This is a genomic window from Gracilinema caldarium, assembly GCF_029265695.1.
GTDB lineage: Bacteria > Spirochaetota > Spirochaetia > Treponematales > Breznakiellaceae > Gracilinema > Gracilinema caldarium_A.
The window spans coordinates 42,606-62,167 of record NZ_JAJUHW010000006.1; the positions used below are offsets into that span (position 1 = coordinate 42,606).

The 19,562-nt window shown below is 44.6% G+C and carries 17 protein-coding genes and 1 tRNA gene; 15 read left to right on the forward strand and 3 right to left on the reverse strand.

All coding sequences use genetic code 11. From position 1 onward, the window contains the following. Positions 1-4: 4 nt before the first annotated feature. Genes Q7P68_RS03570 through Q7P68_RS03590 form a run of 5 tightly spaced genes read left to right on the forward strand, consistent with a single transcriptional unit; the run spans position 5 to position 3,835 of the window. The gene (locus Q7P68_RS03570; RefSeq protein ID WP_304222891.1) at positions 5-868 is read left to right on the forward strand and encodes a methyl-accepting chemotaxis protein; all 864 of its coding nucleotides are present in this window, start codon (positions 5-7) and stop codon (positions 866-868) included. Continuing rightward, a complete protein-coding gene (locus Q7P68_RS03575) occupies positions 868-2,247 on the forward strand; it encodes a hypothetical protein (protein WP_304222893.1) in 1,380 nt (459 codons plus the stop codon). Before Q7P68_RS03570 ends, Q7P68_RS03575 begins: the two co-directional genes overlap by 1 nt. Next, on the forward strand, positions 2,244-3,005 hold the full coding sequence (locus tag Q7P68_RS03580; RefSeq protein ID WP_304222896.1) for a Nif3-like dinuclear metal center hexameric protein: 762 nt from the start codon (positions 2,244-2,246) through the stop codon (positions 3,003-3,005). The genes Q7P68_RS03575 and Q7P68_RS03580 overlap by 4 nt, the downstream gene beginning before the upstream one ends. 15 nt (positions 3,006-3,020) lie before the next feature. Beyond that, entirely contained in the window at positions 3,021-3,551 is a 531-nt protein-coding gene (gene lspA, locus Q7P68_RS03585) for a signal peptidase II (protein WP_304222898.1), read from the forward strand. After that, on the forward strand, positions 3,548-3,835 hold the full coding sequence (locus tag Q7P68_RS03590; protein ID WP_304222900.1) for a leader peptide processing enzyme: 288 nt from the start codon (positions 3,548-3,550) through the stop codon (positions 3,833-3,835). The genes lspA and Q7P68_RS03590 overlap by 4 nt, the downstream gene beginning before the upstream one ends. Here the strand turns inward: Q7P68_RS03590 and Q7P68_RS03595 are convergent. Next, on the reverse strand, positions 3,832-5,478 hold the full coding sequence (locus Q7P68_RS03595) for a hypothetical protein (protein ID WP_304222903.1): 1,647 nt from the start codon (positions 5,476-5,478) through the stop codon (positions 3,832-3,834). The genes Q7P68_RS03590 and Q7P68_RS03595 overlap by 4 nt on opposite strands. Positions 5,479-5,504: 26 nt before the next feature. After that, positions 5,505-5,578 (reverse strand) — tRNA-Ala (locus tag Q7P68_RS03600). 138 nt (positions 5,579-5,716) lie between these two features. On the opposite strand from Q7P68_RS03600, the gene Q7P68_RS03605 reads away from it, so the two are divergent. The 4 genes from Q7P68_RS03605 (at position 5,717) to hcp (ending at position 12,262) form a co-directional block, all read left to right on the forward strand. Continuing rightward, positions 5,717-6,535, forward strand: a complete 819-nt coding sequence (locus tag Q7P68_RS03605) for a DUF1848 domain-containing protein (RefSeq protein WP_304222905.1) — start codon at positions 5,717-5,719, stop codon at positions 6,533-6,535. 23 nt (positions 6,536-6,558) lie between these two features. Beyond that, positions 6,559-7,443, forward strand: coding sequence for an alpha/beta fold hydrolase (locus tag Q7P68_RS03610; protein WP_304222908.1), 885 nt, complete (start codon positions 6,559-6,561; stop codon positions 7,441-7,443). Between the two features lie 98 nt (positions 7,444-7,541). Next, the gene (locus Q7P68_RS03615; RefSeq protein ID WP_304222910.1) at positions 7,542-10,526 is read left to right on the forward strand and encodes a Glu/Leu/Phe/Val family dehydrogenase; all 2,985 of its coding nucleotides are present in this window, start codon (positions 7,542-7,544) and stop codon (positions 10,524-10,526) included. A gap of 74 nt (positions 10,527-10,600) precedes the next feature. Further along, positions 10,601-12,262 carry a hydroxylamine reductase gene (gene hcp / locus Q7P68_RS03620; protein ID WP_304222933.1) on the forward strand — a complete coding sequence of 554 codons (1,662 nt, stop codon included), beginning with the start codon at positions 10,601-10,603 and terminating at the stop codon, positions 12,260-12,262. Positions 12,263-12,272: 10 nt separating this feature from the next. Here the strand turns inward: hcp and Q7P68_RS03625 are convergent, their stop codons facing one another. After that, complete coding sequence (locus tag Q7P68_RS03625) at positions 12,273-12,671, reverse strand: acyl-CoA thioesterase (protein WP_304222936.1); 399 nt, start codon at positions 12,669-12,671, stop codon at positions 12,273-12,275. A 46-nt stretch (positions 12,672-12,717) separates the two neighbouring features. Here Q7P68_RS03625 and Q7P68_RS03630 point away from each other — a divergent pair, with 46 nt between their 5' ends. The 6 genes from Q7P68_RS03630 (at position 12,718) to Q7P68_RS03655 (ending at position 19,486) form a co-directional block, all read left to right on the forward strand. After that, positions 12,718-13,260: an NUDIX hydrolase gene (locus Q7P68_RS03630; protein ID WP_304222939.1), complete on the forward strand. Its 543-nt coding sequence runs from the start codon at positions 12,718-12,720 to the stop codon at positions 13,258-13,260. A gap of 20 nt (positions 13,261-13,280) precedes the next feature. After that, a complete protein-coding gene (locus Q7P68_RS03635; RefSeq protein WP_304222942.1) occupies positions 13,281-14,234 on the forward strand; it encodes a sugar ABC transporter substrate-binding protein in 954 nt (317 codons plus the stop codon). Next, positions 14,231-15,721: a sensor histidine kinase gene (locus Q7P68_RS03640; protein ID WP_304222944.1), complete on the forward strand. Its 1,491-nt coding sequence runs from the start codon at positions 14,231-14,233 to the stop codon at positions 15,719-15,721. The genes Q7P68_RS03635 and Q7P68_RS03640 overlap by 4 nt, the downstream gene beginning before the upstream one ends. Beyond that, entirely contained in the window at positions 15,706-17,172 is a 1,467-nt protein-coding gene (locus Q7P68_RS03645) for a response regulator transcription factor (RefSeq protein ID WP_304222947.1), read from the forward strand. Before Q7P68_RS03640 ends, Q7P68_RS03645 begins: the two co-directional genes overlap by 16 nt. A gap of 14 nt (positions 17,173-17,186) precedes the next feature. Next, a complete protein-coding gene (locus Q7P68_RS03650) occupies positions 17,187-18,230 on the forward strand; it encodes a D-xylose ABC transporter substrate-binding protein (RefSeq protein ID WP_304222950.1) in 1,044 nt (347 codons plus the stop codon). A gap of 140 nt (positions 18,231-18,370) precedes the next feature. Then, positions 18,371-19,486: a sugar ABC transporter substrate-binding protein gene (locus Q7P68_RS03655; RefSeq protein ID WP_304222952.1), complete on the forward strand. Its 1,116-nt coding sequence runs from the start codon at positions 18,371-18,373 to the stop codon at positions 19,484-19,486. The last annotated feature ends 76 nt before the right edge of the window (positions 19,487-19,562 follow it).

Below are 19,562 nucleotides of genomic sequence, written 5' to 3' on the forward strand. Positions count from 1 at the left end.
TACCATGACGGAAAATACGACTTCTTTCGAAAACAGTTCTCTGGCGATTCGAAAATTTGTACGAGGTTATAATAAAAGCATCGTATTAAATACGGTCACCCTTCGCTCATTAGATATTATTGGTTACAATCTTGAACGTATTGGTTCCAGCCTTTCTTCTATTGTAGCAGCTTTTGAAGAAATTCGGGCTACGAGCCAAACTACTTCAAATAATGCTGACAAAATTGATGCAATGATGGATGGCATTTTAACTAAAAATGCCAGTACGGGTGCTGAAATTACCCAGCGGGTTCAAGATATTAACCAGGCGGTTGAAGGAACTGCACGGCTTTCTGCATTGTTTGCGGATCTGGCGGAGAAGGCAAAAAGTATTGCATCGGTAACTGGTTCAATTCAGGATGTGTCGGACAGGACTAATATTTTGGCCATCAATGCTTCTATCGAAGCTGCCCGGGCGGGCAATGTGGGCAAAGGGTTTCGGATTATTGCTAATGAGGTCCGTACTTTAGCTGGGCAAACCGGTGATTTTGCAAAGACGATTGAGGCGACCATTAGTGATTTTGAATCCGTTGTAGGTGAAATAACAAAGGAATTGCAGGGATTTACCAAGGTTCTAGAGTCTTTTAAACAATCCTTTTCGACTGTTTTGGATAGTTTCCAGACCAATGCGAAATCAATAGACGAAACGGGTGCTTTCCTGAATCAGATTTCAGGATCTATCAGGGAAGAAACAACCGCACTCACCGATGGTTTAAATTCCCTTGAACAGATTTCTACCTCTCTTAAGGACACCAATGTCGTTTTTGCTGCCCTATTGAAGACTTACGGAAATTTGGATACCCTTCTGGACAAAGAAGGAAACCGTTAGTGTCCGATTTGGTTCTACTTATTTGGCTTATCATCGGTCTTGTTGCCCTGGAAATCCTGCGGCCTTTTTTTAAAAGTATCCGGGATGTGGCCGGATTTCTTTTTTTTCCCTTTCTCGCATTACTTCTTATATTTGTTAGCTCTTTTGTTTATGGATTTCGGCCTGAGATTATTCCCTTAGGTATAGTGCTTTTTTTTATTGCTGTTTTTCGTATACCTATGCTTATTTCTTTGATGCAGGGGCTCCGAATCGATGAAGATCGAAACCCCTCGCTGATACGTGTCAGCATTGGGATTCTTTTTTTGGGTCTGGCTGGATTTATAGCTATCCATTTCTCGCCACAGGAAGGGCTTTATACCAGGCCCACTTCTGATGCATTAGCATATGAAACAATGGTTTTAAAAGGGCAAAACGGAAGCCCCGAGTACTTTGTTAGAAAATATGTATCTAAAGAGAATGAACCAAAGGGAACGATACTGCTTATTCCTCCGGTAAATGGATCTGTGGAAGTTGTTGACACCATTTGTGTTGCATTAAAATCTTGCGGATTTTCTGTTCTTACCTTTTCACAACCTGGTATAGATATTCCCGCCTATGATGTATTCAATAAGGCGATTTTTCCATCAATACGAAATACTGGATCCTATGTACTGAGTTTTATTGCAGGGCTCCAGGTTAAGGCAGCCCATCAATATGGAATATATTTTGAAAAGGCCCGGATGGAGGCCCTTGATTTTCTTCTCAAAAATATAGAAGTGGCAGAAAAGCTGTATGTTGTCGGTTATGGGGCTGGAGGGGCTGCAGCTCTTAAGTACACTGCGGAGCATGCTGAGACCAACATTGCTGGTATAATAAATGTGGAGGGCCCGCTGTATTCTGTGCTTGAGTTCCCCGATTCTGGCGGAAAAACTTCAGGCCTGTTTATGCTCTTAGAAACATTGCGGCCCCATCCTGCTGTGCATATCGGAACTATACCGGCAGTACAAAAACCGCTTTTAATACTCGCTTCGGATAAAATAAAACTGACCGATCAAAGGGACAGCCGATATGCAACTCTCGTGAGAACTGTCCATATGGCTCAAGCCCCTGCGGTGATAGCAGCCCTTACCGGCGCTGGCCCTTTTGATTATTCGGATGTTCCTATGCAGTATCCAGTTTATTCAGCCCTTATGGGCGGTGATGGAAACAGGGTGCGCAATTCAGGCTATTATATTGATGCAACGGTGGCGCTTATTTCCAATTTTATTTGCAGTATCGAACGCCAATCGATCGGAAATGCCGAGTCGTCGTGTTCATCAATTCCTGTATCGGGAGATGTCTATATTGAATATAATGATTTTATTAAGAGCTATAATCCACGGGAGGTAGTGGGGAAATGACATCTAAACAGCTTGATGCATATTTTCGCTCATTTTTGGATATCGAAGGTTTTTCCCGTTGCGACGACTCGGTGAATGGATTGCAGGTGGATAATAATGGTAGTGATATAAAAAAGGTTGCCTTTGCAGTAGACGCAAGCCTGGAATCATTTACGTTAGCGGCCCAGCGGGGTGCTGGGATGCTTTTTGTGCATCATGGACTTTTGTGGGGAAAACCTACAGCCTTGACGGGAATTATGAGGACCCGATTGCAGGTTCTCTTTGAAAACAACATTGCCCTCTATGCGGTTCATTTACCGCTAGATCAGCATCCCGAAGTAGGAAACAATGCTGTTCTTGCAGACTTGCTTGGTCTTGAACAGCGGGAACCCTTTGGTCTCTACCATGATCAGAAAATAGGCTACAAGGGAATATTCAAAGAGCCCGTTTCTATAGAAGAAGCGGTGAAACGAATCAGCTTTATGGATCGGCCTCCGATAGGGGTGTTCCCCTTCGGTAAAAAGGAGATTCGTTCCTGTGCAGTTGTTTCTGGCGGAGCGCCGATGGAAGCCTTCCAGGCTGTTGATGAAGGTCTTGATTTGTATATTACCGGGGAAAGTTCCCATAGTGTGTATCACTACGCAATAGAAGGCAAACTTAACATGATCGCCGGAGGCCACTATTCTACCGAGGTTTGGGGTGTCAGGCGGGTTATGGAAAAATTGGCGAATGAAACGTCTCTTGAAGTAGAGTTTTTAGATATTCCTACGGGATTGTAAAAAGGAGCTGTAAGAATGGAATTTAAAAAGCAAAAAATGCTTCCCTTCCTGTTAACCCTGGCGGTGATCCTTGCAGATCAGGTCTCGAAGAGTTTTATTGTGTCCCGGTGGCCCCGGGAGGGTACTTTTATTAAAGATGTGTTTGGCAATGATTTTTTATGGATTATCCATGTTCGTAATAAAGCCATTGCCTTTAGCATTGGTGACGGGCTGCCAGATCAGCTGCGAGCCCTCTTGTTTATTATTTTGCCGCTTATCGTAATCGTGGTTTTACTTGTCTATTATTTTAAATCCGATGAGTTTACCCTGTTACAACGTTGGGTTGTGGCTGGTATTGTTGGCGGAGGCTTTGGCAATTTAATAGACCGAATCTGGCGCCCTGATGGGGTTGTCGATTTTATCAGTGTTAATGTATATGGTTTTCTTGGGTTTGCCCGCTGGCCTACGTTTAATATTGCCGATTCCAGTGTGGTTGTTTGCGGTATTCTGCTGGTGCTTAGTATGCTGTTTATCAATTCTAAATCGGCAAGGAAGGAGTCATTGTGAATAAAAAGGCTAATACGATTGTATTTATGCTGGTGGCCACTGTGTTTAATGTGGTTATTACGGTTGCGTGTTTTGTGGTGCTGCTTATCCTTTATGGACGGCTGCTTGCACCGCTCTTACCCCAGGAAACCGCAGCAATCGGCCTTCCCATTGTTTTTATTGGTGCGATAGTGCTTTCTTTTGTAATTTACCGATATGCGCTTAAAGCGTTTACCAAACGATTTGAGACAGATAAATATTTTGATCCCCTTATAAAGCGCAACAGGCCGCCCAAAAGAGATTAATATCCGTCGGAGAGGGACCGGTTTATATCCCGTTGATACAATTCCTGGTAAATATAACTGCGTCCCTTAAGTTTGTCCTTAATCGGCTGAGAGAAGGGAATATATCTCCAGAAAATAGCCCGTACCTCTTTTTCGAGTTTTTGTATCGCATCGCTTTCTTTGGTCATCCAGATTATATAGTCCTGGATAAAGTATTCTTTCACGTCCCCTTTTAGTTTTTTAGAGGTGAACCACTGGTAATAGTTACCGGTGAGACCCTCTTCCATCCAATAATATGAGGCCTTTTCTTTTGCTACCTGCCAGCGAAGATCTCCTACGGCAGACAGAATAGCCAGGGAAAGGTTTTTGGGGTACATGGGAATCGCGATGCGGCCACGGCTTGTTGCTCGGTTAAATCGGTCAAAGGGTTCCCAGCAGATACCAAATTCTCCATAAGATGGTACCAGGATGACATAGGGAACAATACGGTTCAGTTTATTTTTATAAGAACGGCAGAACGCTTCGGGGTCTATGCTTTCTATCCAGGCAAGCTGTTTGATAACGTTTTCCCGGGTGGCAATTTCATTCGGTCCGCAGCGAAAATATTCACGGGTAAGGATGGGAAAGTGATTTCCCTGGCGGCCGATGGTGAGCTTTACCATTTGGCGAACGCTGTCAAATTCGGTATCGATTGCTTTTATATCAACCGCAACATCAGCGCCTGCTTCCCGCACCTTGTCTTCCAGTGTTTGTACATCGGCCTGGGCCTGTGAAAATTCTTTAAGAAAAGAATCCAGTTCACGGTCGGCCTTTGCCATGTTTTTAAGGAGTTCCTGTATATCGCTGAAAGCCCGTCGCTGAACTTCGGTATAGACCGACTGCAGGTCGGGAAAACCGGGAATTGGTGTATGTTGGGAAAGAATGTTAACTGCGTCAAGAAGTGCCCGTTCATAGCTGGCCCGTTCATCACTTTTTGCTTTTAACAAATTCCGCGCCGCGTCCCGCCGACCTTCTGCTTTTTCGAGGAGCTGTTTTAATCGGGTTGCTTCGTTGTTTTTCGCGACCCGGACCTCGTCGGTGGTAGAATTTTTAATAATCCCGGTGCCGATAGCTTTAAACCATTCATCAAGATAATAGATTGGCTGGTTAAGTTCGTTATCGACAATTAGTTTAGAAAATAGATCTCGGTCTTCGGGGGCAAGAAGGTTCGGATGCAAAATGCCGAACCGAAGGAGAAATTTTTTATAGTCCGATAATTTACCAGGAGTTTTTCGTGCAATACCAAGAAGAAAATCCCAATAGGCGGTGGTAAGCTGCTGACGGTAAACACCGCGGTCTTTAGGATCCTTGGTGGTTAAAAATTTCTGGAGTATGGTGTGTACCCGTTGGGCAATATCGCCTTCTCCTGAAAGGGCTTTTTTATAGTAATCTGGATCAGAAAAGGTGGTAACAGGTATGGTAGCGTATTGTTTTGTGATTTCAGGAAAGGTGTTTTGGGTTAAATCGACTTCAATCTGGTTAGGGGTGTCTATGCTCTCATCACCGAAAAGATCTGAATAATCAGGAGTGTTCGATGCAGAAGCAGACCCGTTTTTAGCGGACGAAACACCGAGCAGAGCCGCAATTTCCGGATCCATCTCGCCATTAAATATTGTGTTACCCATTGGATTTAAATAAGGAAGGAACTTTTTGGAGGTGAGGGGAATTGAACCCCTGACCTTTTGAATGCCATTCAAACGCTCTAGCCAACTGAGCTACACCCCCAAAAGGTTGACTGGAATATAGCCAAAGGAACCAATCCTGTCAAGGGGTGGTTCTGGCTACCGACGGTACACAGGGATGATTCCCTGCGGTATTCTTAGAATAGTATATGCGATATCATGGCTAACGTAAAGGTTCTGTATGATTATCAGTGTTTCAAGACGTACCGATATTCCTCGATTTTATTGGGACTGGTTTCTAAAACAAATTGAATTGGGTGAAACGCTTATCAGTAACCCGTTTAATGCAAAGCAAAAAAAGATTATTTCGCTGAAGCCTCATGATGTGGATGGTTTTGTGTTTTGGACCAGGGATCCCCAACATATTGCTGAATCAGCAGGGCTGCTTAAAGAAAAGGGATATTCCTTTTATGTAATGGTAAGCATCACGGGGTATCCAGACATTTTTGAGCCGATGGCACCCGATCTTGAGCGTGTTGTTGTTGGAATGGGCCGGTTAAGTTCTTTCATTGGCAAAGACAGGGTATTCTGGCGTTACGATCCCATCATAATAAGTTCCCTAACAACCGCAGAATATCATGAACAAATGTTCCGGTATTTAGCAATCCGCCTGGCTTCTTATGTTGATCGGTGCATTATTAGCTTTTATGATCCCTATAAAAAAAGTGAAGTGAGGTTTCGGACCCTTGAGGCAAACGAGAAGCTGACTCGGTTCTCCACTTTTTCTGATACGGGTTATTTGTCTCCCGAAGCAGAAGAGGCGATTGAAAGAATTGCAGCAGCGGCTCATCAATATAAAATTCCTCTCTTTAGCTGTGCGGAACCTCACTGCCTTGAACGATTCGGAATAAAAGCTCATGCTTGTGTGGATGGAAATCTGTTTGGTGCGGTGGCTAAAAAAGATCCAGCCCAACGGCCTTTCTGCCGATGTTACCAAAGTGTTGATATCGGCGCCTATCGCACCTGTCCTGCCCGCTGTGTTTATTGCTATGCCTGGTAGGTATAAAAGCGTATATTAGTACTATGAGAATACCACCCGACTGGAATCCCACAAATAGCGCTTTCCGTGTTTTTTATGGCTGGAATGATACCACAGGCCGGTGGAATTATGACCTCGTGGATACAAAGGTGAACCAAAAAGTAGCCGTTCATACTTTTATTCCTGCCGGCCAACCTAATGTAAAGGGCACCCTGTTTATTATTCACGGATATCTGGAGCATACTGCGCTCCGTTTGCCCCTTATATCTCAGGCGGTAGAGCATGGATGGACTGTCGTTGGTATAGATTTGATTGGGCATGGTTTTTCTACCGGAAGTCCTGCCCATATCGATGATTTTGACGAATATGCAGTTGCTCTGGAAACGGTTCTTCAGTATCGGCCCTGGGCCAAGCCCTGGCGTTTTGCAGGCCATTCTACTGGCTGTGCGGTGGAACTCCTTTATGTTGCAAAGCATGGGAATCCCTTTGAATGGAGCCTTCTTGAAGCGCCCTTGGTACGGACTGTACTGTGGAAACCTTCCATGGTGGCAAAACGGCTTTTTAAGGGAGCCATAAGTACATTGCCTCGACGAAATGCGGGGCTGCCAAAAAGTCATACTTATTATGGTTTGCTTAAGCGGGACCCGCTCTATCTTGATAAGGTTCCGGTAAGCTGGTTTGATGCGCTTGAACGGTATGTTGCAGGGACTGAACTGTGGTCTATGCTCCCCGGTACGTTTTTAATACTGCAAGGCGATATGGATACGGTTGTTGATTGGCCTTATAACATTGCATTTTTAGAGCAGCATCTCGAAAAAAAACGAATAGAAATGATAAAGGGGGGAAAACATCATCTTTTAAGGGATGAGGGGCCTGCGGGAGATCAGGCGCGCCGGGCTGTTTTGCAGCATTGGTATTCGATGATGTAGTCCTTTTTGTTTTTGGACCATAATTGGTATAGTCCAAAAGCGATTTTTCTTGCAAATTCTTTGTTTCAGTCTTAGGATTAACGGTGGGAGGCTATTCTATGGCTGAAGCAAAGGTTCGGTATCTGGCATCATATCTAAAGGGTGTAAAGGCACGGGTTGGTACCATTCTGGAAACCAATTACAAGCTTGATATAAATACCCGGGAAAAAATCCTGGCAGATTATCTGAGTGATGAACAGTTGCCCCATTGGTACTTTTATTCCAATACACCGGAAGAAATAGCCCGGCATTTGTTTATTATTACCCAGCTGCTTTCTTCCAATGTGGGACAGATTTACCATGTAAGCGATGACTCCCGGGTTATCACCTATCTTATCAATATTGGACGCGATTATCCCGGACGGCTTGAACGGGTTATAGAAGAAAATATGAACATGCGGATAGCCTCCTTTGATTCCGAATCGACGGTAAATGGGGTCCGTATAGTCAGTCTGGAAAAGATAAGCCAGGAACCGGCGCACTTTACCCCTGAGCAGGCTGCGGCGGTAGAAAAATTAAAAAATGATCTTGCTTATTATGGAGAAAACCGTGACCTCTCCCATACTAGCCGGTTTATCGAAAGCCTTTCGTCCCGGTATCTTTTGGAAGAAATAGAATCGACCTTGGAACCAAAACGGTCCGAGCGGCATCTTGTTTTTTATAACCGAATTGTAGATGCCCAGGGCCCGGTTATAGATATTTCCGATGTGCAATACGAGGATGATATTGGCCGTATAGAAAAATCAAGCCGTATCATGATTGGCGTATCGAATCCGGGGCACGAGTTTATTCCCCAGGTACTCCGGGTTTTTGAAAAACGGGGCATAAATTTACGGCGGACCTATTTTGATTTATTCCGCCATCTCCAGGGAGATGTGGCCATTTTCTCTACCTATTTTGACCCTGGTTACAATCTTAATGGGCTTGAGGATGCACTCGGGCAAGCCATTGTATCCGGCCAAATAGAAGAATCTACTGTAAGTGCGACGGGGGCTGGAACGGTTCATTCAAGCGCAAAAAGGAACCTGGAAGAAAAAATTGAAACTATACTGCGCAGGCTTCCCAGCAGGTCTAACAGCGATGATGCGATGAAGGCGATAGAGGAACTTAAAGCCCTGTGCAAACAGAACGGAACAGTCGGTGCAGGACCTGAAAGCCGCAGTTTTTACCTTAACAGTGTAACCGATTTTATGGAGGCTGCCCGTTTTGCTGGCTTTGACGAGAGCCCGGAAGTACTTCGTCTCCTTTTAGGTTATGAAGCCTTTGACGAATTCTTTGTTACCGCCCAGGCAAATGGTATTTCCAGCAACCTTCCCGGTTATCGGATTAAACATTCTATTGCCCGGGGACCAGCCAAGGGTGGTTTGCGTATTGACCCCATAGTCAGTTTTGACGAAGTAGCGGCTCTTTCGTTCATGATGACCTGGAAATGTGCCCGCAGCCGTATTCTGTACGGGGGGGCAAAGGGCGGTCTCATGCTGAATCCCCGTACCTTTGAGGGGTCTGCCATTGATTATTTTGATACCCTTTCCAGTTTTGGCCGCAGTCTTTTCTTGGTTTCAGGTCCTATGAGGGATGTTCCCGCAGGAGATGTGGGGTGCGGTCCAAAAGAAATCGGACATATGTTCGAAGGTTTTAAAAGTGCCTTGCGGGATCTGGCGGTTATGTCCTACGGCCTCAAGCCGGGGGTTACCATGATTGGGCCGCGCATTGTATCGGTTCAGGAAGCCCGCAGGATGCTGGCTGAACATTTTGATGTGGACTGGACTGATCCGGTCATCATTGGCGAGCTCGTTCGGAATGAGACCTATTTGGAACTGGTGACGGCGGCCCAAATTACAGGGAAACCTAAACTTGGTATCGAAGCCCGGGGAGCCGCAACGGGTTTGGGCATGGCTTATGCGGTGCTGGCTGCGGTAGGTAACCTGTTCCTTGACGGTGCATGGGAACCAAGTAGGCCCTTGTCCGAAAAAGAAGAACGGGTACTGCGAAAGGCTTGTTCTATCACCGAGGAAATGATTCTTAAGGAAGAATCGGAGGCTGCATACGACAAAACCGAATACAAAGCGGGAGATGCTCCTGTGTATGGCAGGCTCCTTTCTGCGGACGAATGGAAGCTGCTATCAGAACAGGTGTATCCCGCCTTGCTGAACGGTAAAACCCTTTCGGTCCAAGGTTCCGGCAAGGTCGGCGGTTCTCTGCTGACATCCCTTATGCCCTATGGGGTTAAACTCATCGCGATTGCCGATGCGGGAGGAGCCATTTTTGGCGATGACCTTGATATGGCAGAGGTTCTGGCGGCGGTAGAAAACTCCCGAAATCATCCTGATAAGGCGCTCAGGGCATCCTGCGTTCATGCAACAAAAAATGTAAAGGAGCGTGTGTTGGGATTGGAAGGGAGCTCCAAGGTGCTCGAAATAGCCTGCGATATTGTGGCCCCCGCGGCTCTGGAAAACGCGGTGACTGAGGATAATGCACATAAGATCCAGGCAAAACTCGAAGTTTGCGGCGCCAATGGCCCCAACACATCCCGGGCAGAAAAGATACTAGCAGAACGGGGAGTAACTGTTTTATACGATTTTCTGGCTAACGGGGCCGGTGTAACCGCAAGCTATTTTGAATGGCTGAGGAACCTGACGGACCGTTTCCGCTATGAGGCAGAACAGATTCGGCATACAGCCTTTGATATAAGCTGTATGGATAAATATGTTATGCCAGAATTTAAAACCCGGCTTAAGAAAATACTTGCCAACCCTGAGGGTCGGAACACAACCGAATCTTGGAACCTTTTGCTGCGGGATATCATGTTTGCAGCCTTTAACGAGGATTATCGCTTTGCAAAAGAAAACAAGGTATCGATGAAAACAGCGGGCTTTTTAAATGCCCAGCTGCGGGTGCTCGCAGCAACCCTGGCCCGTATGGATGAAGGGAACCGAAAGAACCTTATGGATCGTTTGCCCGATCGGACAAAACAGCTTCTTAAGCCCTTTATGGAACATCCTGAAGTTGCACTTTTTAAGCAGATTGGAAATAAAAATTACTAAAACGGTAACCTATGTTACCGATAAAAACATACTGAATTAGTATCCTTTGCATATAATCATATTTGGAGGATACTATGAGTATGTTTTGCCATCAATGTCAGGAAGCGGCCAAGGGTACCGGCTGTACGATCAAGGGTGTTTGCGGTAAGGATGAAACGGTTTCCAATCTGCAGGATGTTCTATTGTTTTCCCTTAAAGGGCTCGCCTTTGTCGCCCAGGAAGCCCGGAAACAGGGTATTGTGGATCCCCAAGTTGCTACTGCTTTGGTAGAAGGCCTCTTTGCAACTATTACCAATGCAAATTTCGACAAGGCTGTGTTCATCACCCGTATTAGAAATGCGATCTCTCTTCGCGAAGAGTTAAAAAAACAGCTTGCTTTGAAGGGAATAAAGTTTCAAGGAACTAGCAAAACTCCACTGCATCCGAGTATTACTTTTACCGCCGACACAGAAGAGGCCATACTTTCTGTTTGGACTGAAGCAAGTTTTCTTGCCATTGAAGACCCGGATATACGGGCTCTGCGAAGTCTAGTCATTTTCGGGCTAAAGGGTATGGCTGCCTACATGGAGCATGCCATTAATCTGGGGCATACCAATGCGGACGTTATAGCCTTTATAGAACGTGCACTGGCTGCCACTATTGATGATTCTCTGGACGGTGCAAAATTAACGGCTTTGGTACTGGAAACCGGTAAATATGGAGTGGATGCCATGGCCCTCCTCGATACTGCGAACACTACCGCTTACGGCAACCCTGAACCTACTACTGTTCAACTGGGTGTACGGAATAATCCGGGTATTCTTATTTCTGGGCATGATCTTAAGGATTTGGAGGAACTCCTGGAACAGACCAAAGGTACGGGAGTTGATGTGTACACCCATGGAGAAATGCTGCCTGCCCATTATTATCCAGCCTTTAAAAAGTATTCCCATTTTGTAGGTAACTATGGTAATGCATGGTGGAAACAGACTGAAGAATTTGAGGCCTTTAACGGTCCGGTGCTGCTTACCACCAATTGTCTTGTGCCTCCCAAGGAATCTTATAAGCATCGGGTCTTTACCACCGGAGAGGCTGGATTTCCCGGCTGTGTCCATATTGCGGATCGAAAAGAAGGGTGTAAAAAGGATTTTTCTGCCCTCATCGCTCTAGCTAAAACCTGCCAGCCTCCTAAAGCTCTGGAATCGGGAACCCTTGTCGGCGGTTTTGCCCATGCTGCGGTTGAAAAGGTTGCCCCAGCAGTTGTTGATGCGGTGAAGCATGGTGCAATAAAACGGTTCTTTGTCATGGCGGGTTGTGACGGCCGGCAGAAAAGCAGGGAATACTACTCCGAATTTGCCGAAGCGCTGCCAGAAGATACGGTTATTCTTACCGCAGGATGTGCGAAATACCGTTATAACAAGCTTAATCTTGGCGATATCGGCGGCATACCCCGTATCCTCGATGCTGGTCAGTGCAATGACAGCTATTCTCTTGCCCTCACGGCTCTTAAACTGAAAGAAGCCTTTGGGGCCGCCGATGTAAATGAGCTTCCCATTAGCTTTAATATCGCCTGGTATGAACAGAAGGCGGTTATCGTGTTATTGGCCCTCTTGTATCTCGGATTTAAAAACATACATCTGGGGCCGACACTTCCAGCCTTCCTTTCTCCTCATGTGGCAAAGGTACTGGTAGACAATTTTGGAATTGCTGGAATCGGAACAGTGAAGGAGGATGTTAAATTGTTCATGGGCGCCTAAGTGGTGTTGGCTAGCGATCCGGATGTAAGCCTGGGACATCCCATTGGGCGGGCAGCCTTGTGGGGTTTCCCTCGGCATTTACAAAGGCCCAGGTAACCTTAGCCTCTGCAATGAGGTCCGAACCTCGTAGGATTTTTTGTTCCATAACGCCGCTCACCGCACCCCGTTTAATCGGCCACGACTGGATGGTAAGTTCATCGTCTGGAAGGGCCGATTTTTTATAATCAATTTCCACTCGTGCCACATAGAGGCCAAAACCAGCTTTAATCACACCGGGATAATCGAATCCGATAGCCCGCAGATATTCATAACGGGCATATTCCAAATAGTGAAGATATACGGCATTATTGACGTGTCCGTAGGCATCGCATTCATAGGTGCGAACCCGAATAGTACATTCATGAATCATGGTCCCAGTATAAAAAAGGCAGGGTACCAGACGCAAGGGGAGGGGTATGCAGATTGATGGATTAGAGCCGCTTTTTAGCCATTGTCCCCGCTGTGGAAAAGGCAAGCCAGTTATTGAAAATAATCACCGTATCTATTGTACTTCCTGTGGTTTTGAATTGTTTCATAATGTGGCCGCCGCAGTAGGAGCCTTAGTGATGACTCAAGGCGGACTTCTCCTTATAAAACGGGCTAAGGAGCCTGCGAAAGGTAAATACGCCCTGCCCGGCGGATTTGTGGACCCCGAGGAATCATTGGAAACAGCCTTGCTGCGGGAATGTGTGGAAGAAATAGGCTGGACCCCTGAAATGCAGGATGTACACTATTTCTGTTCATTTCCAAATACCTATAGGTATAACGGCATACTGTACCATACCTGTGATACGTTTTTTTTGATTGATGGAAAATCCCCTGCTGTATCCCGCTTGGCAACAAATGAGACTGAAGTCTCAGAAATATGCACTGTTCCTTTGAATAATGTTGTCTTAGAATCTTTAGCCTTTGAATCGACCCGAAAAGCAGTTCAAAAGCTAATGAAGACGGTTAGGTGATTGTGTAGTATACTGGTCCGGTGAAACGAATCGTTTTTTTAGGGTTGGTCGTTTTTGGAATATTAAGTCTTGCAGCCCTTTCGGTATCGCTGTTTCTCCTGGTTAATCTGGACAGTCTGGGGAGAGGCCGCACAGATTCTGCTCCGCCAAAGTACCTCTTTGCGTTCTATATACCAAGAACAGAAAGCAGGTATTTTCAAGATATTATTAAAGGAGCTGAACTTGCGGCAAAGGAATACCAAGCGGTGCTATTATACCACTCGGTAGATCCTCTGGATAACGAAATCCAACAGGCACCATTTCTTGAAGTTAACGGGTATGTCATTTGTCCCAACACCGAAGATCCGGTCATTGTTTCCAAGATAGGACAAATTCAAAATAAAAAAAATCATGTCATTGTCATTAATCATTCGGTGAGAAGCGATAAACCTGCGCCTTTTATTGGTTTTAATAATTATGATGTGGGTAAAAAAATGGCCCACATTGTTAAACAGTCAGAACAGACGATAAGCCATATTGCTATCGTATACAGTCAAAAAAATCCTGGAATATTTGCGGACAGAGAATTGGTTGAACTCGGCATTAGAACCGAGTTGCAGGTACAAGGGCTTGTAGCTCTTGAACGCTTTGAGACGAGTTTGAACCCCCTCGATGCAGAAGCATTGATTGACCGGCTCATCAAAGAATATCCTCAGGTACAACAGGTTATTTTTACCGATTCAAGCGATACCATAGCGGCTGCCCAAGCGTTAATAGATATGAATGCGGTGGGCCGTATCCAGCTCGTCGGGTTTGGAAATGATCAAACAATTCGGGAGTATATTCGTAAAGGGGTTATTGCCGCTTCGGTGGTAATAAATCCAGAAAAAATTGGGTACCAGGCAGTTAAATCTCTTGTAGAACTTGTTACCGTTGGTTTTACCTCTGCTACAGTAGATACGGGGGTGGAATTACTGGAGAAAAGCTCTCTATGAAGAAGAATATTCGTAATTCCTTCTGGATGCAGATGGTTGTCAGTATTTTTGGAGTCTTCGGTTTATTGGTTGTATCGACCGCGTATATTCTGTATTCCACCGTTCAATTGCAAAAATATGCGGACCAGAGCTTTCAGAAGGAGCGGTATCTTAAAAATGTACAAGAGGCCTTTCTCGCATACCAAGAGCCATTATTGGAATATCTTTCTACCCGCTCTTCCAATGCGCTGGCAAAATACCTCATAGAATCTCAAAATTTGCGCAAGGTTCTCCCGGAACCGGCTGCCATAACCTATGATTTAAATTCAATACGTGAACAGACCGTCTACAGTCTTATTCGGCGATATTTAGACATGGCAGATGTGGTTGTGGAACAAAAACGGGGACGAAACATAGAAGGCTATATTGGTTTATATGCAGAAATGACCTCTCTGTTAGTATATATAAACAAAGAAATTGAGCATGTAAGTACAGAACGGTTTAAAAGCCAAATAGACACCTACGGTCATTTTATCCGATATTCCCAGAATATCATCCTTTCAAATCTTTTGTTCATCATCTGTATATCCCTGTTTTCTGTTGTGCTATTAATGTATTCGGTGCAAAAAATGACCGGTCCAATGGTGCATCTTTCTGCTATGGCAACAGAAATCTCAGCGGGGAATTTTACTGTGGAAGATGTCTCCTTAAGTTCTATTTATGAAATTGATCATGTTATAGATGCCTTTAACAAAATGAAAAAGGAAATAAGCCATTACATAGAAGAAATACGGTTGCAGGAAACGATTAAGCAGGAATATATGCAGGAGCGGATGCGGAACCTTAAAATGGAAGACCTGCTCCGCAGAATGGAAACCTATACGCTGCAGGCACAAATGAACCCCCATTTTTTGTTCAATACGCTTAATACGGGTATGCAGCTTGCAATAGTGGAAGGGGCGGAAAAAACAGCGGAGTTTATGGAGTACCTTTCGCTCCTGTTTCGGCATAACATCAGGAACAAGGATATTATTGTTCCCCTTCGTCATGAAATAGAGGGAATCAGCTATTACTTTTACATTGTTAAACTGCGTTTTCCGAAAAATTTAAAGCTTATACTGGAATGCCCTGAGGATATTCAGGATCTATACAAGGTTCCTGTTTCGATTCTTCAGCCCCTGGTAGAAAATTGCATAGTGCACGCATTCAAAAATACAGAAAAAGAGGGAATTATAGAAGTTCGGGGAGAACTCAAAGATCGGTTTTTATACCTGACTGTACAAGATAATGGATGCGGTATATCAAAAGAAAAAATTGATCAGCTGCTTCACCCGCTTCCCATAGAGGAAACTTCGTCCAAAGTTATGGGGCTCGAGAATGTTATTCAGCGCCTATTATTTTTTTATCCCGATACACCAAATGTTATAACCATTCAGAGCAGTCCTGATATGGGAACGACCATACAGATTTGTATAGATACGGAGAAAAATCCATGTATCGCGTGCTGATTGTAGATGACGAAGAGCCCGTATTGGACAGCTTCTCGTTTATGCTTAAGGAATATGCAACCGATTTTGTTCTGGCAGGAAAGGCCAGAAACGGATATGAAGCGCTCAATACAATTCACGAGCTGCATCCCGATGTGGTGTTTATGGATATCAATATTCCAGGGATGGATGGCCTTAAAGTGATAGATTCGGTCCATGAACAATATCCGCAGATGGTTTTTGTGCTTTCTACTGCCTATGAACGGTTTGATCTTGCTCAGCGGGCAATACCTCTCGGTGTTCATGCCTATCTTGTAAAACCAATAAGCAAAAAAGTGTTCATCTCCACCTTGGAAGATATTAAAGCCAAGTTGATGAAGAACCGTCCCCTTGGCTTATTAGAAAAAAAGGATGCAATCCTGGCACAGTTTTTTAATGATGTAACACACAGAGGACTCTCTAATGACCAAATTGAGCTGTATGCAGAGACGCTTGGAATAGGCTCCCGTTATGGTTGTATCTGTATAGTTGAAATTGAAGAACATAATGAAAAAACACTGGTAGAAATTGCTTCGAGAATTTCATTGAAATACTTTTGTCTTTTTTCAGCACGGAATAACCGTGGCCTTTATTTTGTCGGTGGGCAACATGAAAGTAATGAACTGAAAGCTTATCTTTCAGGAATCATGACACAATGCGTGTCGCCAGAAACAGAGACTGTTATCGGTGTGGGCGGAACAGAAACACTAGAAAACTTAGCAGCCTCATATACGAGCGCCTTACATGATTTGTTAAAGAACAAAACCGATGAACAAGTACTTTACCGGGAACGGGTGAGAATTGTACAAATTCGAAAAAAAATAGGATATGTACCAAAGGACGAATTGACTAATCTTTTTGTGTCCTATGTAGATGAATTGTTTGAGTATTATGAACTTCCTGTAGTAAAGTGCAAAATGGCTGTTTTATTTAACCTATTGCTCGATGACCTGGTGAATTATTATAAGGACACTGAGCTGGTCCCCCATTGTGAACCTGTAGAACAGGAGCTTATGAATAATTCATCTGCTGAAGATATAAAACGCTGGGGATTGGACTATTTTGAAAATCTTCTCGATATGTTTTCTGAAAAACGGAACAGTGCAATGCCGCTTCCCTTGCTTAAAGCGATCAATTATATCAAAGACCATTATGCCGAACCGATACAGCTCAGCACGGTAGCGGATGCTGTTCTTGTTTCTCCAGCTTATCTGAGCAGGATCTTTACCGAGTACCTTTCTACTCCCTTTGTGGATTATGTAACGGATCTCCGTATTTCGGAAGCCCAGCGGCTTATAAAGACTACCAATATGAATATAAAAGAAATCGGAATTGCGGTTGGTTATGGGGATGCCAATTATTTTAGTAAATGTTTTAAAAAGTATACCGGATATACACCCACGGATTATCTGGAAACGGCCAGGAATACATAAAGGAGTGTATGGTCATGAAAAGTATTCGAAATGTGCTGTGTCTGCTTTTAATCCCTTTAGCGTTTATTTCTTGTTCAAAAAGAAATATGATGAGCGACAGCAAAAAATTGACCATCGGTTTTTCTGTTGCCACCGACACGTTTATTTTGGAACGATGGAATAAGGATATCAGTATTTTTGCTAGTACCGCCAAAGAAATGGGGGCTGATGTGCTTGTGCAGCTCTCCGCCGGGGGGACCAAGGAGCAAATTGATCAAATCAATTATTTGCTCAAACAGCGAATTGATGTGCTGGTGGTGATAACCCATGACATGGAAATGATCGCCGGAGTGATTAAGCAGGCCCATGATGCGGGAATTCCAGTGGTTGCCTATGACAGGATGATTATGAATGTCCCTATCGACGCTTATATTTCCTTTGATAATGTAGAAGTAGGCCGTTTGTTTGGGAAAGCCTTGACCTGTGCGGTCCCGCGGGGGAAGTACCTTATCGTCAATGGTTCGGTACGGGATAACAACAGTTTTCTTGTTCACAATGGTCTCATGGAAGTATTACAGCCCTTTATTAGTAGCGGTTCTGTAAGCATTGTACAGGATATATGGCTTAATGAGTGGAGCTTTGACGAAGCCTTGGAAAAAATCGGCAAAGTATTTGATAAAACCACCAATATAGATGCTATTTCCTGTGGAAATGATCAGATTGCAAGCGCGGCAATTCAGGTCTTAGCGGAACGGCGATTGGCAGGAAAAGTAGCTGTAGTTGGACAGGATGCGGATCTCATTTCCTGCCAACGGGTTGTGGAGGGGACCCAGCTCATGACCGTATACAAGCCGATTGCAAAGCTGGCTAGCCGGGCTGCACAGCTTGCCATTACGCTTGCTGAGCGAAAGGCCTTTCCTTATGACTTATTGATGGATAATAAAAGCGGGACCATGATCTCAAGTTATATAGAAAAACCTATAGCTGTCTATAAAGAAAATATGGAAGAAACGGTTATACGGGATGGATTCCATTCACGGGAAGATATTTACCGGAATGTTCATGTAGTAAAAAAATGATGTAAAAAAATTACTATAATATTAGAGTTTAAGCAGCTCGAATAAAATGATTACTGCTTTTTGTAAAAACATTACGATTTTCAGATCGTTGCAGCCAGGTCCATAATAAACCATATCATTACCATGGAGGTATGGGACTTATGAAGAAAATCGTATCGTTATTCCTGGTTCTCGGTCTTGCGGGCTCTATGGCCTTCGCATCAGGTTCTCAGCAGCAAGTGGCCGGTGGTGGAAAAGCTCCTCTTATTGGGCTTGCCATGCCGGAAACCCATGTAGAACGCTGGCAGAAAGACGGCGCAGCATTAAAGGCTGATGCAGAAGCAAAAGGGTATCGGGCAGAAGTAACCTATGCTGACGCGGACCAGAGCAAGCAAAATCAGCAGATTCAGGACATGCTCACCAAGGGAGCAAAATTGCTCGTAATCGGTTCGGTCAACGAAGGTGTTGTGTCGGCCGTTTCAGATGCTGCAAAAGAAAAGGTTATTGTTATCGCCTATGACCGGCTGATTACTGGTACAGCCGATTATGACTATTACATTACCTTTGATAACTTTAAAGTCGGCCAGTTCCAGGGCAAAGCATTGGAAACTGCTTTGAATCTCCCCGCCGCAACGAAGGACAAGCCCAAATTTATCACCCTCTTCGCTGGTTCTCCCACCGACAACAATGCGAAGGTATTCTTTGACGGCGCCATGGATATCCTGAAGAAGTATGTTGACAGCGGCGTTCTGAAGATCGTAGGCCCCGCTCCCTTAAGTTCCTCCGATACGGCTAACTTTACCCGTATCACTACGGAAAACTGGCGGGCCGATGTTGCTAAGGCACGTATGGAAAACCTCCTTAACAACGATGCGAAGAATGTGGTACTGGATGGTATCCTTGCTCCCAATGACACCCTTGCCCGGGCTATTATCGAAGCCTGTTCTGCCGATGCAAAATATGCAGGCGGAAAACTTCCCGTTGTTACTGGTCAGGACGGTGAAGTAGCATCCATTAAGGCTATCAAAGACGGCAAGCAGTACATGACCGTATTCAAGGATACCCGTAACCTGGCTAAGGCTGCTATTGAGCTGGCTGATGCACTCCTGAAAGGCCAGACTCCCAATATCCCCGGTGCTCGGCTTGATACCACCTCCTATAATACGGGCAAAAAGGTTGTAAAGTCTTACTTACTCGAACCGGTAGTAGTAACAAAGGACAATTATAAGCAAATTATGATTGACAGTGGCTACTACAAGGCCTCCGATATAGAATAGTTTTAAGAATCCTTGAATTCCGGATAAGATCTGCGTCTATCCGGAATTCAAAGAATAAAGATGCAGCTCTTTCAAG